This window comes from Herbaspirillum sp. NPDC087042 (genome assembly GCF_044745245.1).
GTDB lineage: Bacteria > Pseudomonadota > Gammaproteobacteria > Burkholderiales > Burkholderiaceae_D > Herbaspirillum.
The window spans coordinates 1-16845 of sequence record NZ_JBIUZW010000006.1 but is presented as its reverse complement, the minus strand read 5'-3'; the positions used below and the strand labels follow the sequence as shown (position 1 = coordinate 16845).

Annotated in this window: 15 protein-coding genes and 1 pseudogene; 12 read left to right on the top strand and 4 right to left on the bottom strand. The window is 63.6% G+C overall.

The window, feature by feature from the left end:
• Window positions 1-63 precede the first annotated feature (63 nt).
• Genes dctP through ACIPHN_RS09995 form a run of 3 tightly spaced genes read left to right on the top strand, consistent with a single transcriptional unit; the run spans window position 64 to window position 3034 of the window.
• Window positions 64-1101 carry a TRAP transporter substrate-binding protein DctP gene (gene dctP, locus ACIPHN_RS10005; RefSeq protein WP_400435728.1) on the top strand — a complete coding sequence of 346 codons (1038 nt, stop codon included), beginning with the start codon at window positions 64-66 and terminating at the stop codon, window positions 1099-1101.
• Entirely contained in the window at window positions 1098-1670 is a 573-nt protein-coding gene (locus tag ACIPHN_RS10000) for a TRAP transporter small permease (protein WP_400435727.1), read from the top strand. Before dctP ends, ACIPHN_RS10000 begins: the two co-directional genes overlap by 4 nt.
• An 8-nt stretch (window positions 1671-1678) precedes the next feature.
• A complete protein-coding gene (locus tag ACIPHN_RS09995) occupies window positions 1679-3034 on the top strand; it encodes a TRAP transporter large permease (RefSeq protein WP_400436082.1) in 1356 nt (451 codons plus the stop codon).
• 452 nt (window positions 3035-3486) lie between these two features.
• Here ACIPHN_RS09995 and dkgB read toward each other — a convergent pair whose 3' ends face one another.
• On the bottom strand, window positions 3487-4299 hold the full coding sequence (gene dkgB, locus ACIPHN_RS09990) for a 2,5-didehydrogluconate reductase DkgB (RefSeq protein WP_400435725.1): 813 nt from the start codon (window positions 4297-4299) through the stop codon (window positions 3487-3489).
• A gap of 447 nt (window positions 4300-4746) precedes the next feature.
• Between dkgB and ACIPHN_RS09985 the strand changes: the two genes are divergently transcribed.
• The 5 genes from ACIPHN_RS09985 (at window position 4747) to ACIPHN_RS09965 (ending at window position 11176) form a co-directional block, all read left to right on the top strand.
• Window positions 4747-5796, top strand: coding sequence for an NAD(P)H-dependent flavin oxidoreductase (locus tag ACIPHN_RS09985; protein WP_400435723.1), 1050 nt, complete (start codon window positions 4747-4749; stop codon window positions 5794-5796).
• Window positions 5797-5872: 76 nt separating this feature from the next.
• Window positions 5873-6979 carry a LacI family DNA-binding transcriptional regulator gene (locus tag ACIPHN_RS09980; RefSeq protein WP_400435721.1) on the top strand — a complete coding sequence of 369 codons (1107 nt, stop codon included), beginning with the start codon at window positions 5873-5875 and terminating at the stop codon, window positions 6977-6979.
• 214 nt (window positions 6980-7193) lie between these two features.
• Window positions 7194-8564 (top strand): glucarate dehydratase, encoded by a 1371-nt coding sequence (gene gudD / locus ACIPHN_RS09975; protein WP_400435720.1) that lies wholly within the window; start codon window positions 7194-7196, stop codon window positions 8562-8564.
• 124 nt (window positions 8565-8688) lie between these two features.
• Complete coding sequence (locus ACIPHN_RS09970) at window positions 8689-10041, top strand: MFS transporter (RefSeq protein WP_400435718.1); 1353 nt, start codon at window positions 8689-8691, stop codon at window positions 10039-10041.
• 211 nt (window positions 10042-10252) lie between these two features.
• Window positions 10253-11176 carry a rhodanese-like domain-containing protein gene (locus ACIPHN_RS09965; protein WP_400435717.1) on the top strand — a complete coding sequence of 308 codons (924 nt, stop codon included), beginning with the start codon at window positions 10253-10255 and terminating at the stop codon, window positions 11174-11176.
• Here ACIPHN_RS09965 and ACIPHN_RS09960 read toward each other — a convergent pair.
• Window positions 11158-11544, bottom strand: coding sequence for an OsmC family protein (locus ACIPHN_RS09960; protein ID WP_198981431.1), 387 nt, complete (start codon window positions 11542-11544; stop codon window positions 11158-11160). The genes ACIPHN_RS09965 and ACIPHN_RS09960 overlap by 19 nt on opposite strands.
• A gap of 70 nt (window positions 11545-11614) precedes the next feature.
• Entirely contained in the window at window positions 11615-12406 is a 792-nt protein-coding gene (locus tag ACIPHN_RS09955; RefSeq protein WP_400435715.1) for an IclR family transcriptional regulator, read from the bottom strand.
• A gap of 371 nt (window positions 12407-12777) precedes the next feature.
• Between ACIPHN_RS09955 and ACIPHN_RS09950 the strand changes: the two genes are divergently transcribed.
• From ACIPHN_RS09950 to ACIPHN_RS09935, 4 genes are all read left to right on the top strand, one after another.
• A complete protein-coding gene (locus ACIPHN_RS09950; RefSeq protein ID WP_400435714.1) occupies window positions 12778-13554 on the top strand; it encodes an ABC transporter substrate-binding protein in 777 nt (258 codons plus the stop codon).
• Between the two features lie 118 nt (window positions 13555-13672).
• Window positions 13673-14329 (top strand): amino acid ABC transporter permease, encoded by a 657-nt coding sequence (locus ACIPHN_RS09945; RefSeq protein ID WP_400435712.1) that lies wholly within the window; start codon window positions 13673-13675, stop codon window positions 14327-14329.
• Complete coding sequence (locus ACIPHN_RS09940) at window positions 14326-15054, top strand: amino acid ABC transporter ATP-binding protein (RefSeq protein WP_400435710.1); 729 nt, start codon at window positions 14326-14328, stop codon at window positions 15052-15054. The genes ACIPHN_RS09945 and ACIPHN_RS09940 overlap by 4 nt, the downstream gene beginning before the upstream one ends.
• Window positions 15055-15070: 16 nt before the next feature.
• Window positions 15071-16363, top strand: a complete 1293-nt coding sequence (locus ACIPHN_RS09935; protein ID WP_400435709.1) for an NAD(P)/FAD-dependent oxidoreductase — start codon at window positions 15071-15073, stop codon at window positions 16361-16363.
• Between the two features lie 80 nt (window positions 16364-16443).
• Here the strand turns inward: ACIPHN_RS09935 and ACIPHN_RS09930 are convergent.
• A pseudogene (locus ACIPHN_RS09930) lies at window positions 16444-16845 on the bottom strand (superoxide dismutase); the annotation flags it as partial.

Sequence of the window (16845 nt, the reverse complement as noted above, 5' to 3'; positions counted from 1 at the left end):
GCCCGCCCCGGTTTCACGATGTACCCACAACAGCAACCCACATCCATTGCAATGGAGGAGACCATGACCCATACCATCAACCCCACCCGCCGCCGGTTGTGTACGTCGATGGCGGCGTTGCCGCTGGCGGGCATCTGCCTGGACGCGGGCGCCCAGGGGCCGACGCCGTTCAAGATATCGCATCAGTTCCCCGGCTCCACCGGCAACGAGGGCGATTTCCGCGACCGCTTGTGCCGTATCTTCGCAGCGGAAGCCGACAAGCGTTCAGGGGGCGCACTCAAGTTCAGCGTCTATCCCGGCTCGTCGCTGATGAAAACCAACGCCCAATTCAGCGCCCTGCGTCGCGGTGCGCTGGATATGAGTTTCTTTCCGGTGTCGTACGCCGGCGGCGAGGTACCGGAACTCAACATCGCCCTGATGCCCGGGCTGGTGACCACCTACGAACAAGGGCTGGCCTGGAAGAAGGCCGAGATCGGCAAGGCCCTTAACGACCTGTTGATCGACAAGGGCGCGGTTCCGATTGCCTGGGTCTGGGAGAGCGGCTGCATCGCCGGCAAGAACGGCGCCGTGGTCGCGCCAAACGATGTCAGGGGCATCAAGATCCGTGGTGGCAGTCGCGAAGTGGACATGATGCTCAAGGCCGCCGGCTCTGCCGTGGTCACGCTGCCGTCCAACGAACTGTACGCCGCCATGCAGACCGGCGCGGTCGACGCCGTCATCACTTCCTCCACCAGCCTGCTGTCGTTTCGCCTTGAGGAAGTCGCAAAACATCTCACCACCGGCCGCAACGAATCGTTCTGGTTCATGGCGGTACCGCTACTGATGTCGCGCGCTGTCTTTGAAAAACTTCCCAGATCCCAGCAGGACTTGATCTTGCAGATCGGTAACGAGATCGAGAAGATCGGCCTTGACGGGGTCCGTACCGACGATCGCAACGTCGCCACCGTTTACCAGAAGGCGGGCGCCCGATTGTACGATCTGGATGCCGCCACCGTTGAAAAATGGCGTGCCATCGCCCGCGACACAGCCTGGAAGGACTACGCCGCCAAGTCATCCAACTGTGCGCGCCTGCTGCAACTGGCCGAGAAGGTGACGGCATGAACACGCATACCGATACACTGCCGACGTCGGCAGCCCGTCCCGCCAACGGCCTGCTGGCACAAATCGAATACTTACTGAGCATTCTCAACCGCACCATCCTCGGCCTGTCCATGCTGGCCTTGCTGGCCGCAGCCGGCATCCTCAGCACCAGCGTGTTCCTGCGTTACTACTTGCACGCACCGACCGACTGGCAAGACGAGGCGGCGGTGTTCCTGCTGGTGGGGGCAAGCTTCTTGTGCGGTGCCTTCGTGCAGCAGCAGCGCGGCCACGTCAGCATTGAATCACTGGCAGGACTGATGCCGCCGTGGGCTAATCGTTTGCGGCAGCTGTTCTGCGACGTCGCCTCGTTCCTGTTCTGTCTGTTCTTCGCCTGGAAGTCGTGGACCCTGTGTCACGAAGCCTGGATCGATGGCCAGACCACCTCTTCCACCTGGGCGCCACCGCTGTGGATTCCCTATAGCGTGATGGCGTTCGGCATGAGCCTTCTGACACTACAACTGCTGGTGCAGTCATTGCGCCAGGTCGTGATCTGCAGGCAAGGCCGACCACAAGAAGGAGCATCGACATGAGTTTCGACATGAGTATTGGCATGATCGGTCTGCTGTATGGTGGTGGCACCTTGCTATTGATGTTTTCGGGGATGCCGATTGCATTTGCGCTGGGCTTGATCGCCGTGGTGTTCATGTACTTCTTCATGCCGACATCGGCGCTTGATACGGTGACGCAGAATGTTTATGAGGAGATGGCCAGCATCACCCTGCTGTCGATACTGCTGTTCATCCTCAAGGGCGCTGCCATTGGAAAGTCGCGTGCGGGTGCCGATCTGTATTCGGCAATCCACGCCTGGATGCAAAAGATCCCGGGCGGCTTAGGCATCGCCAACGTGTTCGCCTGCGCCCTGTTTGCCGCCATGGCCGGCTCCAGTCCGGCGACCTGCTCAGCCATCGGCAGCGCCGGCATCCCGGAAATGCGTGCACGCGGCTATTCCCCGGGCTTCGCCGCCGGAATCATCGCAGCCGGGGGCACCCTGGGCATCCTGCTACCGCCATCGATCACCATGATCCTGTTTGCTGTCGCGGCTGAACAATCTTTGGGGCGTCTGTTCCTGGCCGGCGTCGGCCCCGGTCTGCTACTGGTGGCGTTATTTTCCCTGTATGCAGCTTGGCGCTACAAGAGGGAGTATCGGCAAGCCGTAGCGACTCTAGCCGCCGGCGGCGAAAAATCAGCCTACCTGTACCAGTCAACCCTGACGCTGGCACAAAAGACCCGTATGCTGCCGCGCGTGCTCCCCTTTGTGGTGATACTGATCGGCGTGATGATTGCTCTCTACGGAGGCTACTCGACTCCGTCCGAAACCGCTGGCCTGGGTGGTCTGATGGCGCTGGGACTGATCGCTCTGGTCTACGATATCTGGCGCCCCAGGCAACTGATCCCGATCCTGGCCAGCGCCCTGAAAGAGTCGACCATGCTCATGTTCATCATCGGCATGTCCTTGCTGTATTCCTACGTAATGAGCTACCTGCACATCAGCCAGTCGGCTGCTCAATGGATTGTCGACCAGCATCTGTCGAAGTGGATGTTGCTGACAACGGTGCTAGGCCTGATCATCGTGCTGGGATTCTTCCTGCCGCCGGTGTCTCTGATCCTGATGACGGCACCGATCATTTTGCCGCCGTTGAAGGCCGCCGGTTTTGACCTGATCTGGTTTGGCGTAGTGATGACGGTGGTCATGGAAATGGGACTGATCCATCCGCCGGTAGGATTGAACATTTTCGTGATCAAGAACGTGGCCCCCGATATTCCACTTAAACAAGTGATCTATGGAGTGCTTCCGTTTCTGGGGTTAATGTTCATGGCGGTACTGTTACTTTGTTTGCTTCCCGAGATTGCTACTTGGGTTCCGAACAGGGTGATGGGGATTGGCAAGGAATGAGATAGGGGAACACTGCCCATGGAAATTACCAACTTCAACGGCGCAGTGAAAGCACCAAGAGGTAAAAGCGCTTAACACTCATTTTCGCCAGCTGATGCTTGCCATGTAAGATTCCCTGGTCGCTGCCTGAGGCTGATTTATCGTTTTTTTGCTTCGCCCCCTGGCTTGCTTTTCCTGGGGGCGGCTTTCCAGGTTACCGTACATCCTGCTCAATACGCATTGCTCGCTGCCAGCTGTCCATCGACTTGAGATGGGGTGCAAGGCGCGAACTTGAGTCAAGAATAGGCGTCTTGACCCAAGTTCGTAACGCAGCAGTTCGCCCTTTCTGGGCAGAACGCATCCCGAGCTTATTGATGAAATGACGAAGTGGGTTCTAGAACTAGCAAGCGCTCAAATACTTGAGCGTGCTTGGCGGCATGTCATTGAGCGCTATTCCAAATGCCTGCGAACGCTTATTCATCCCACTGCGGCGCAAAGCCCGGATTGGCCAGGCGTTCGCCGCGATCCAGTCGGGCGATGGCGCTCATGTCCTCGTCCGACAGCCGGATCTTCACCGCCTCCAGATTGGCGGCGAGGTTGTCGCGCTTGGTGGAAGAGGGGATCACTGCAAAGCCCTGCTGCAGCGACCAGGCCAGCGCTACCTGGGCCGGCGTGACGCCATGGCGGGCGGCAATCTGCTGCAGGGTGGCATCCTGCATGACCCGGCCGTAGGCCAGTGGCATGTAGGCGGTCAGGTGGATGCCATGGGCGCGGGCGAATTCGATGACCTTGCGGTTCTGCAGGAAGGGATGAATCTCGACCTGGTTGGTGGCGATCTCGGCGGCGCCCACGGCGGCGATGGCCTGTTCCATATGCGCCACGGTGAAATTGGAGATGCCGGTCAGGCGCGTCAGGCCCAGTGCCTTGGCTTCGGCCAGCGCCTGCATGGTCTCTTTCAGGGGGACGGCATCGTCCGGCGAGGGCCAGTGGATCAATGTCAGATCGACCTGTGGCAGGCGCAGCTTGTGCAGGCTGTCCTTGAGGCTGGGGATGAGACGGTCGCCAGCCAGGTTCTCGGTCCAGATCTTGGTGGTGACGAAGAGCGAATCGCGTGCGACATCACCCTCGGCGATGGCCTGGCCGACCTCGGCTTCGTTGCCATAGATCTGCGCCGTGTCGATATGGCGGTAGCCCAGTTCCAGGCCCATGCGGACCGAATCGATGACCTGCTGGCCTTGCAGGCGGAAGGTGCCCAGGCCGAAGGCGGGGAGGGAGGAGGTATTCATGCAGTCCTTTGTACGGTATCGGGGAGCAAGCTTGTGCTTGACGTCATTGCCTGTCAGGGACAGGCAGGGCAGGCCAGTATCGGCCACATCCGCTCTTGCAAGAAGCACCGGTGGGGCAAAACATTATTGATCCTGGATCAATAATCCTGCTGGATTGCGATGCAGACATTGCGACCGGATTTATACCGTCCGGGTGCGGACCGTGCAGGCGGGCAGGGCGTTCATGCCGTCCTCGCAGTCGTTGATGAAAGTGACGCGGTGGATGAGTAGCAGGAGGCAGAAAATCACGTCGTTCAGGTGGTATCCCCTGCATCGACTGTCGTGAGAGATTTGCTGGCAAAGCTGATTTGACATCGGTGACAAATCTGACCTTGGCCGCTGTCGAAGTCCCTTGCCCTGCCATTGGTTAGAATCTGTCCCACCCGGTTTCTCAATGAAGGAGCGACGATGCAGAAAACACAGTTCCAGTCCGCCGTGGGGATCGCGCATCCCATCGTGCAAGGTCCGATGAATGGTGCTTCGCCGCCGGCGCTGGCAGCGGCGGTGAGCAATGCTGGCGGCCTGGGGTCCTGCGCGGCGGCGTTGCTGGCACCGTCGGCCATCCTGGAGACGGCGGCGCATCTGCGCACGCTGACGGACCAGCCCTTCAACATGAACCTGTTCCTGTTGCCGGAACTGCAGACGCCGCCCGCACTGGAACAGGCGCAGGCCTTGCTGCAGCCGCTGCGCGAGGAACTGGGCCTGCCGCCGGCACAGACACCGCAACGCTTTTCGGAGAACTGCCGGGACCAGGTCGCGGCCTTGCTGGAGGCTGCCCCGCCGGTGGCCAGCTTTACCTTCGGACTGCTCGATGCGGAGGTGGTGCGGCAATTCCGCAAGAAGGATATCCAGGTCATCGGCACGGCCACTACCGTGGCCGAGGCGCGTGCCTGGGAGGAGGCCGGGGCCGACTTCATCTGCGCCCTGGGCAGCGAGGCGGGTGGACATCGCGCGACCTTCCTGGGGGACTTCGAGCAATCCTGCATCGGCCTCATGGCGTTGTTGCCGCAGGTGGCCCATGCGGTCAGGGTGCCAGTGATCGCAGCCGGCGGCCTGATGAGCGGGCGTGCCATCGCGGCGGCATTGCTGCTGGGGGCGCAGGCGGCGCAGATGGGGACGGCCTTCCTGTGTTGTCCTGAATCGGGTATCGCCCCGGCCTGGCGCGCGGCGCTGGCCGCTGCCCGTGACGACAGCACGCGCCTGACCAGGAGCTTCAGCGGTCGCTGGGCGCGTGGCATCGTCAATGAATTCATGGAGCGCATGCGGCCTTTCGAACAGGTGTTGCCGGGCTATCCGGTGCAGAACGCACTGACCACCGAGTTGCGCCAGGCCGCCACCCGGGCTGGACGGCCCGATCTCATGTCCTTGTGGGCGGGGCAGGGCGTGGCCATGGGGCGGCCCATGCCGGCGGCGCAACTGGTGGATACGCTGGTGGAAGAACTGCGTCTGGCGCGTTGAGCGCCAGGCTGCGTCGGGGCGTTGTCGGTGTCGGTTTTGCTGATAACGCTACCAACCCCAATGCTAGAATGCGCGCATGTCCGAGAACCGCACCACGTCCCCCGATTCCCTTCCCGATCCCCAGCGCAGTGAGCGCGAGGGGGAGGCTGCCGAACCACGTCGTCGCGGCAGTCGCAAGAGTGCCGGTGGCATCACCCTGCGCGATGTCGCACAACTGGCTGGCGTGGCGCCGATCACTGCGTCGCGCGCCTTGAATACGCCCTCGGCGGTGTCGCCCAAGGTCTTGCAGAAGGTGCGCGAGGCGGTGGAGAAGACCGGTTACGTGCCCAACCTCCTGGCCGGTGGCCTGGCCTCCAACAAGAGCCGGCTGGTGGCGGTGGTGGTGCCGACCGTGATCGGGCCGGTGTTCCAGGAAATCGTCCATACCCTCACCGAGACCCTGGCCGCTGCCGGCTACCAGGTGATGCTGGGTCAGAGCGGCTATGAGAATTCGCGTGAGGATGCGCTGCTCGAAGCCATCATCGGCCGTCGTCCCGATGGCGTGGTGCTGACCGGCATCATGCGCTCGGCCGAGGCCAGGAAGCGCCTGCTGGCCAGCGGCATCCCGGTGGTCGAGACCTGGGATCTGACGCCCACGCCCATCGATATGCTGGTCGGTTTTTCGCACGAACAGATCGGCCGCGAGGTGGCGCGCTACCTGCACGGTATCGGTCGCCGCCAGGTGGCGGTGGTGGGTGGGCGCGACGAGCGCAGCCAGCGCCGCATGAATGCCTTCGCGCAGCAGGCGCAGGCGCTGGGCATGCATGCCGGTAGCGCGCCGCTGCCCATGCATCATGTGGTGGCGCCGACCACGCTGGGCCAGGGACGCAATGGCCTGGCCGACCTGTTGCAGCGCCAGCCCGATATCGATGCCATCTTCTGCAGCTCCGATCTGCTGGCGCTGGGGGTGATGATCGAGGCGCAGAGCAGGGGCATCAGCATTCCTGGGCAGCTGGCCGTGGTGGGCTTCGGTGATCTGGAGTTCTCGCGCGACCTGCAACCCAAGCTGACCACCGTGCGCATCGATGGCACCGGCATCGGCCAGCGCGCGGCGCGCTTCATCATCGACCGTGCCGCGGGCATCGAGGTGGCCGAGCGCATCGTCGATGTGGGCTTCACCATCATCCATCGCGAAAGCGCCTGATCCGCTTTCCCCTTTTTTGTTGCTCCTGATGCAAGGTAAAAAATCTGGTTGACACCTAAATTTGGTACCGCTACCATGCATTTCATTGAGATTTGGTACCGCTACCAAATGCTTGGTTGGCGTTTCCATCCCAGCCGATGGCGGCCTTGCCAGGCATCACCATCAACCCGACAACCCCGAGACCGCCATCCCTGGCGTGAAAGAGAGCAGAGCCATGAGTGCCACCGCATCTTCCGTTGCATCCCCGTCCAACCTCGTTCAGGGCGCGCCCCGCATCACCGACATGCGCGTGGTCCCGGTGGCTGGTCATGACAGCATGTTGTTGAACCTGTCGGGCGCCCATGGTCCCTATTTCACCCGCAACATCGTCATCCTCACCGACAGCGCCGGCAACACCGGCGTGGGCGAGGTGCCGGGCGGCGAGGGCATCCGCCAGACGCTGGAAGATGCGCGCACGCTGCTGGTGGGCCAGTCCATCGGCAACTACCAGGGCATCCTGAACCGGGCGCGTGCGGCCTTTGCGGATCGCGATGTCGGCGGTCGCGGCTTGCAGACCTTCGACCTGCGCATCGCCATCCACGCTGTCACCGCGCTGGAAGCGGCGCTGCTGGATCTGCTGGGCAAGTTCCTGGAGGTGCCGGTGGCGGCCCTGCTGGGCGAAGGCCAGCAGCGCGACGAGGTGGAGATGCTGGGTTACCTGTTCTACGTGGGCGAGCGCAACAAGACCGACCTGCCTTACCAGTCGGCCCTGGGGGAGAGCGACGACTGGCTGCGCCTGCGCCACGAGGCGGCGCTGACCCCGGAAGCGGTGGTGCGCCTGGCGGAAGCAGCCTATGCCCGTTACGGTTTCAATGACTTCAAGCTCAAGGGTGGCGTCATGCGCGGCGAGGAAGAAATCGCCGCCGTCACCGCGCTGGCCGAGCGCTTCCCGCAGGCGCGCATCACGCTGGATCCCAATGGTGGCTGGCTGCTCAAGGATGCCATCCGCCTGTGCCGCGACCAGCATGACGTGCTGGCCTATGCCGAAGATCCCTGCGGTGCCGAGGACGGTTATTCGGGCCGCGAGGTGATGGCCGAGTTCCGCCGCGCTACCGGCCTGCAGACCGCGACCAACATGGTGGCCACCGACTGGCGCCAGATGGGCCATGCGATCTCGCTGCAGTCGGTCGATATTCCGCTGGCTGACCCGCACTTCTGGACCATGCAGGGTTCGGTGCGGGTGGCGCAGATGTGCAACGACTGGGGCCTGACCTGGGGTTCGCACTCCAACAACCACTTCGATATCTCGCTGGCGATGTTCACCCACGTGGCTGCGGCCGCGCCGGGCAAGATCACCGCCATCGATACCCACTGGATCTGGCAGGACGGCCAGCGCCTGACCCGCGAACCGCTGCAGATCGCGGGCGGCAAGGTCAAGGTGCCGGCCAAGCCGGGCCTGGGCGTGGAGCTGGACATGGCGCAGCTTGAGGCGGCGCATCAGACCTACCGCAACATGGGCCTGGGCGCGCGTGACGACGCGGTGGCCATGCAATACCTGATTCCTGGCTGGAAGTTCGATAACAAGAAGCCCTGCCTGGTGCGCTGAATCCCGGCCCGGCTGGCAAGAACAAGAGCGCGCCCGACGCGCCTGTGCCGGTTCGCCTGTGATGGCATCCGTGACCGGCCCTCCGATCAACCTGCAGCACCGAGTCCTGAAGAGGAGACAACTCGTGAATCCTTCCCAAGCATCTGCCAAGGCAGACCTGCTGCTCACCTCGGCGGTGAGCAAGATCAAGTGGCGCATCCTGCCGTTGTTCGTGGCGATGTTCATCATCAATTACATCGACCGCGTCAATATCGGTTTCGTGCGCAGCCACCTGGCCACCGACCTGGGCATTGGCGCGGCAGCCTTCGGGCTGGGCGCGGGCCTGTTCTTCGTGGGCTATGCCATCTTCGAAGTCCCCTCCAACATGCTGCTGCAGCGCTTCGGCGCACGCGCCTGGCTGACCCGCATCATGTTCACCTGGGGCCTGGTGGCCGCCTGCATGGCCTTCGTGCATAGCGAGACCAGCTTCTATTTCATGCGCTTCCTGCTGGGCGTGACCGAGGCCGGTTTCTTCCCGGGCGTGGTGTACTACTTCACGCAATGGCTGCCCAATCACGAGCGCGGCCGGGCGATGGCGATCTTCCTGTCAGGGTCGGCTATCGCCTCGATCCTGTCGGGGCCGGTGACGGGAGCCTTGTTGCTCATCGAGGGGGGCGGCCTGCATGGCTGGCAGTGGATGTTCCTCATCGAAGGGGGCGCATCGATGCTGTTCTGCGTGGTGGTGTGGCGTCTGCTGGACTCCAGCCCGCGTGAGGCCAAGTGGCTCTCGCCGGAGCAGCGCGAGGCACTGGCCACCGTGATCGCGGCCGAGCAGGAGCAGCGCGCGGCCAGCCGTCCGGCGCATGTGTCGGCGCTGACGCTGTTGCGTGATCCGCAGATCGTGCTGTTCTGCTTTATCTACTTTGCCATCCAGCTGACCATCTATGGCGCTACCTTCTGGCTGCCGACCATCATCAAGAAGATGGGGCATTTCAATGACTTCCAGGTGGGCCTGTTCAACTCGATTCCCTGGATCGTCGCCATTGCCGCGATGTACCTCTTCGCCGTGCTGGCGGCACGCTTCAAGAGGCCGCAATTCTGGGTCGCTGTCACGCTGGTGATCTCGGCCATCGGCATGGCGGTGTCGGCCTTCTCGGGCCCGGTGATCGGTTTCGTGGCGGTGTGCTTTGCCGGTATCGGCTTCAAGGCGGCGTCCTCGCTGTTCTGGCCGATTCCGCAGGCCTACCTCGATGCCCGTATCGCCGCCGCCGTGCTGGCGCTGATCAATTCGCTGGGCAATCTGGGCGGCTTCTTTGCACCGGCCACCTTCGGCTACCTGGAGCAGAAGACCGGCTCCATCCAGGGCGGCCTGTATGCCCTGTCGGTGGCGTCCCTGCTGGCGGCGGTGCTGGTGTTCCTGGCCCGCACCCGGCCTAGCGTCGAGGATGGTGGCGGCCCGGCCGCTGGCGAGGTCAAGGTGGCCAAGCAGCCGGCCTGATCCAGACGATTTTCTCCGAGGTCTCCCTCGTTTGCGCCCTGTGGGCCTGTTTTACGACAGGCGCCGGGGCGCTTTTTATTGGGTGTCCCTATCTGGCCGGTTTTGTCCAAGCACGCCGGCGCCGCCAAACCTATAATGGCAGCCTGCAACCCGCCACCACGGCGGAGCAGAGGCCGCATTCCCTGCGGCAAGACATCAAGGCGGCCTGGCCATGGAAACCCTGTATCACCTGATCGAGCAGTATGGTTTGCTCATCGTCTTCGTCAACGTGCTGGTGGAGCAACTGGGTGCGCCGGTGCCGGCCTATCCCACCCTGATCATTACCGGTGCGCTGGCGCAGGGCGGGCGCTATTCTCCGGCGCTGCTGCTGTTGCTGGCGGTGTGCGCGGCGCTGGTGGCCGATTACGTGTGGTACCTGGCGGGCCGTCGCTACGGGCGCCAGATCATGTCGCGCCTGTGCCGCATTTCGCTCTCGCCCGACTCCTGCGTGCGCCAGACCGAATCGATCTACCTGCGCTGGGGCGCGCGCTCACTGCTGCTGGCCAAGTTCATTCCCGGCTTTGCCTCGATTGCCAGTGCGCTGTCGGGCACCATGGGGACGCGCCGCGTCAGCTTCCTGTTGTGGGATGCGGCCGGCAGCGCCTTGTGGGCGGGCCTGGGGATTTTCCTGGGGTCGCTGTTCAGCTCGGCCGTGGATGACCTGCTCAATGTGCTGGCGCAACTGGGCCACTACGGCATGATGATGATCGCCGTGGCACTGGCCGCCTTCATCGCCAACAAGTGGTGGCAGCGCCGGCGTTTCCGCAAGTCGCTGGAGATGGCGCGCATCTCGGTGGATGAATTGAATACCCTGCTCGAAGAAGGCAATGCGCCCACCATCATCGATGTGCGCTCGCCGCTGTCGCAGCAGGATGGCCGCATTCCCGGGGCGGTGACGATCTCCAACCAGGAGATCCAGACCTTCGTCTTCGAGGGCCCCATCGAGGATGAGGTGGTGGTCTATTGCGCCTGTCCCAACGAGGCCTCGGCGGCCATGGTGGCGCGCCAGCTGATGGCGCGCGGCTACAAGAAGGTGCGCCCGCTCACCGGTGGCATCGATGCCTGGCGCGCGGCCGGTTACGCGATCGATGTCTGAATCGCGGTGCCCTGGCGGATGGTCTTGGTGACCGGGGTCTTTTCGCAGATCTCGGCCAGGCGCGTGAGTTGCTCGGCGCTCAGGGTGTTGCCGAAACTGATCTTGCGGGTGATGGTTTCCAGCCCGCTGTCGTCGCGGCCGAAGTGGGCGTCCACGGCGATGCTGCCCAGGTCCCAGCCCTTGCGGTCGGCGTACATGCGCAGCGTTAGCGAGGTGCAGGAAGCCAGTGCGGCCAGCAGCAATTCATAGGGGGCGGGGCCGGTATCCTGGCCGCCGTTGCTCTCGGGCTCGTCGGACTTCAGCTGATGGATGCGTGCCTTGATGTCCTGGGCGTAGCCGGCGGCATTGTGCAGGGTGACGTGGGCCATGGGTTCTCCGTTGGGCAAGTGGTTGATGTGAGCGATGTCAGCGATGTGATGGGGAATTGTGTCACAAGGCTCACACCAGCGTGCGCACCGAATTGGAAATCGCGCGGGCGCATTCCAGCACCAGCGGGCCCAGTTTCTTTTCGGCGTCTTCCACGCTCCAGCGGCTGGTCGGCGCCACCACATGGACCGACGCCACCGGCGTGCGCTCGCTGTTGAAGATCGGCGAGGCAATGGTCATGTCCCCCAGGAAAAGCTCTTCCCGGTTGCTGGCAAAGCCGCGCTCGCGGCTGGCGGTCAGCACCTGCATGATGTCTTCTACGTTGGTGCGGGTATGGGGCGTGTGCACCGTGCGCTCGCTGGACTCCAGGATGGCCCGCGCCTCGGCGGGTTCCAGCGCGCTCAGGTAGGCGCGGCCCGAGGCCGTGCAATACATGGGGATGCGGCTGCCGATGGGCATGTGGATGGGAATGAACTTGCTGGCCACGAAGCGCGCCACGTAGACCATCTCGCGGTCATAGGGCTCGGTCAGGTTGACGGTCTCGCCGGTGATGTTGGCCAGCTCCGAAAGGAAGGGATTGGCCACATCCACCAGGATATCGGCGGCCAGGTAGTTGTAGCCCACTTCCATCACCTTGGGCGTGAGCTGGTAGCGCCGTGTCTTGGGATGCTTGCAGACATAGCCCAGCGTCTCCAGCGTATGCACCATGCGTTGCGCCGAACTCTTGGAAATGCCGGTGGCGCTGGCCACGTCGCCCAGGGTCATGGTGCGGCGCTGGGCGTTGAAGGCGCGCAGCACGGCCAGGCCCTTTTCCAGCGATTGATTGAACAACAGGTCCGAGGCGGTCTCGTCGGGTTCGTTCATGCGCGCTCCTGGAGAGTGGAGTGGGTGGGAGGAATGCCCGATTCTAAGGCAATTCTCGTTTTGTGTATCGAATATCGATACATAAATATCTATTGACGATACACATAAACCAAATATACTTGTTTCAACGCGTCATATTGATCTCCGCGCGCTGCATCGAGGCCACACCGGGCAGTCCGATGCAGGAGCGCTTGCGGTGTTGCAGCATCCGGTTCCGTCAGGGGCCGCAGCAGTTCATACAGGTTCACGCAGATTCACGCAGGTCCATGCATGTCCACGCACCGCCGAGGGGTCTTTTGCACCGTCGCGCGGACTTCCAGCCGTCCATCCTGATCGCGCCTGGTCGCGATCTCGCGCCAAAGGGGAGTCGTATGAAGCCGTTCCATTGCCTGTTCAAACACCTGGTGGGCAGCGTCGCGCTGGCCGCACTGGCCGCCACGCTCGGTGCCGCACCCGCCATGGCCCAGTCGAGCTACAACGTCGGCGCCACCTCCACGGGCGTGCCCTTCACCTTCCTCGATATCAAGACCAACAAGCTGCAGGGCATGATGGTCGATACCGTCACGGCGGTGGGCAGCAAGGCCGGCTTCTCGGTCAACATCCAGCAGACGCCCTTTGCGGCGCTGATCCCCTCGCTGACCGGCAACAAGATCGACATCATCGCCGCGGCCATGCTGAAGACCGAGGCCCGCGCCCAGATCGTGGACTTCAGCGATCCGGTGTATTCCTACGGTGAGGGCCTGTTCGTCAACGCCCAGGATACGAAGAGCTACAAGAACCTCGATGACCTCAAGGGCGAGATCGTCGGCGCCCAGGTCGGTACCGTCTTCGTGGATGCGCTGAACAAGAAGGGTGGCTTCAAGGAAGTGAAGACCTACGATTCGGTGGCCGACATGATGCGCGACGTCGGCCTGGGCCGTATCAAGGCCGGCTTCGGCGACCGCCCCATCGTGGCCTACCAGCTCTCGCAGGGGGCCAATCCGCAGGTGCGCCTGGTCAAGGAATACCAGTCCACCCTCATGGGGGATGTCTGCCTGGTCATCCGCAAGGGCGACCCCAAGCTGGTGGAGCGGCTCAACAAGGCAATTGCCGAGCTCAAGGCCGATGGCACGCTGGCACGCATCGTGGAGCAGTGGAAGCTGAACTGATCCCGGGGTCAGATCCACCTGCACCTTCAGCTTCACCTTCATCGTTACAGGGCAAGGCGGGCGCCGCTCCATCGGCGTTCGGCCGGCCTGCTGCCATCGTCATCGTTCGCTACCGCCCATGCTCCTGCAAACCGTGCTGGACTTCCTGCCCATCCTCCTCAAGGGAGCGCTGGTCACTGTCGAAGTCACGATCTATTCCTTCCTGCTCAGTTCGGTGATCGGACTGCTGCTGGCCCTGATGAAAGTCTCTCGCGTCAAGCCGGTGGCGCTGGCCGGGGCCACCATCGTCAACATCATCCGTGGGCTGCCCATCATCGTGCAGCTGTTCTACATCTATTTCGTGCTGCCCGACATCGGCATCCAGCTCTCGGCCTTCCAGGCCGGCGTGATCGGCCTGGGCATCGCCTATTCGGCCTACCAGGCGGAGAATTTCCGCGCCGGCATCGAGGCGGTGGATGTGGGCCAGATCGAGGCGGCGCAATCGATTGGCATGCGCGGGCCCATGATCATGCGCCGCGTGATCCTGCCGCAGGCCTTCCGCATCGCCTTGCCGCCCTATGGCAATACGCTGGTGATGATGTTGAAGGATTCCTCGCTGGTCTCGACCATCACGGTGCTGGAGATGACCCGCGCCGGCCAGATGATCGCCTCCAGCACCTTCCAGAACATGACGGTCTATACCACCGTGGCGGTGCTGTACTTGCTGCTGTCGCTGCCGCTGGTGTTCCTGATCCGTCGCCTGGAGATCCGCAACAGCAAGGGGAGGGCGCGATGATCGAGGTCAAGCGTATTTCGAAGTGCTTCGGCCAGCACGAGGTGCTCAAGGATGTGTCGCTGTCGGTGGCCGAGGGCGAAGTGGTCTGCCTGATCGGGCCGTCGGGGTCGGGCAAGTCGACGGTGCTGCGTTGTATCAACGGGCTGGAGTCCTACGAGCGCGGCGATATCCTGATCGATGGCCAGCGCGTGGATCGCGATGGCGCGGATATCCACCGCCTGCGCACCCGGGTGGGAATGGTGTTCCAGCGCTTCAACCTGTTCCCGCATCGCACGGTGCTGGAGAACGTGACCGAGGGGCCGATCTTCGTCAACCGCGTGCCGCGTGAACAGGCGCGGGAGCAGGCTATGGCGCTGCTGGACAAGGTAGGGCTGGCGGCGCGCTGCGATGCCTATCCCGCCCAGCTGTCCGGCGGCCAGCAGCAGCGCGTGGCGATTGCCCGCTCGCTGGCCATGCAACCCGAAGCGATTCTCTTCGACGAACCGACCTCGGCGCTGGACCCCGAACTGGTGGGCGAGGTGCTGGCGGTGATGCGCACGCTGGCTGCCGATGGCATGACCATGATCGTGGTCACGCACGAAATGGGCTTTGCCCGCGAGGTGGCCGACCGCGTGTGTTTCCTGCATAGCGGCAGCATCGTCGAGTCCGGTGCGGCGGCGCAGGTGCTGTCCGAACCGCAGCATGCGCGCACGCAGGATTTCCTGCGCCGCGTGATCGGCAAGTGAGAGCGAGGTCTTGCCCATGACACAGCATTCCAACGTCGCTTTTCCGCTTTCACTGTGGGCCGCCACCGGTGGCGAATTGCCCGAGGCGCCAGCGCTGCAGGCCAGCGCGCGCTATGACGTGGCCATCGTCGGCGCCGGCTATACCGGCCTGTCCACCGCCCTGCATCTGGCCGAGGCCGGGGTATCAGTATGCGTGCTGGATGCCCACGCGCCCGGCTGGGGCGCCTCCGGTCGCAATGGCGGACAGGTCATCCCCGGTCTCAAGTACGATCCCGACCAGCTGCGGGTGATGTTCGGCAGCGCGGTCGCCGATCCCCTGATCGCGGCCATTGGTTCGGCGGCCGATACGGTGTTCGACCTGATCGCCCGGCATGGCATCGATTGCGATGCGCAACGCGCCGGCTGGATCCAGCCCACCCACTCGCCCAAGGTGATGCGTGCGCTGGAAGCGCGCGCGCGCCAGTGGATGGCCGAGGGGGCGCCGGCCCAGCTGATGGATGGCGCCGAAGTGGCGCGCCGCATCGGTACCGGCGCCTATGTGGGGGGATGGAAGGATGAACGGGCCGGCAGCCTGCATCCCCTGAAATATTGCCGGGGACTGGCGCAAGCGGCGCAGCGGCTGGGCGTGGCCATCCACGGCGGCACGCGGGTGGCGAAGCTGGAACGTCGCCAGGGCGGCTGGCGCCTGCACAGTGCGCAGGGCGCGCACATCGATGCCGAACGCGTGGTGCTCGCCACCAATGGCTACACCGATGATCTGTGGCCGCACCTGCGGCAATCGGTGATCGCCGCCAACAGCTTCATCGTCGCCACCCGACCCTTGCCGGCGGCGCTGGGCGCCAGCATCCTGCCGGGCGGCGAGGTCACGTCCGATTCGCGCCGCCTGTTGCTGTACTACCGGCGCGATGCGCAGGGGCGCCTGCTCATGGGCGGACGCGGGCCCTTCAGCGAACCACGCGGGCCGGAAGACTTCGCGCACCTGGAGCGCTCGGTGGCCTTGCTGTTCCCGCAGCTGGCCGGGGTGGAGTTTGAATACCGCTGGTCGGGGCGGGTCGCCATCACGCGCGACTTCCTGCCGCATGTGCATGAGCCGGCCGCCGGCTTGAGCATTGCGCTGGGCTACAACGGACGCGGCATTGCCATGTCCAGTACCATGGGCCGCTGCCTGGCGCAGCGCCTGACGGGGCAGGCAGGGGCGGTGTTTCCCTTCCCGGTCAGCACCATCCAGCCCATCCCGCTGCATGGGCTGCAGCGCTTCTACATCGCCGCCGGGGTGGCCTGGTACAGCGTGCTGGACCGATTCTCCTGAAGGTTGCTGCGGATCGTACAGGCGAAAAAAAACCACGCTCGCGCGTGGTTTTTTCTTGCCGGGAAGGCGAGAGCGCAAGATCAGGCGAAGTTCTTGGCCACGAAGTCCCAGTTGATGATGCCCCAGTAGTTCTCGACATACTTGGCGCGTGCGTTGCGGTAGTCGATGTAGTAGGCGTGTTCCCACACGTCGACGGTCAGCAGCGGCTTGCTGTCGGTGGTCAGCGGGGTGCCGGCGCCGGTGGTGTTGACGATGTCCAGGGTGCCGTCAGCCTTCTTGACCAGCCAGGTCCAGCCGGAACCGAAGTTGGCCAGGCCTTGCTTGGTGAACTCGGCCTTGAAGGCGTCGAAGCCGCCCCACTTGGCGTTGATGGCGTCAGCCAGCGCACCGCTCGGAGCGCCTGGCCCTTCGGGGTCAGGCCGTTCCAGTAGAAGGTGTGGTTCCACACCTGGGCAGCGTTGTTGAAGATGCCGCCGGAGGAG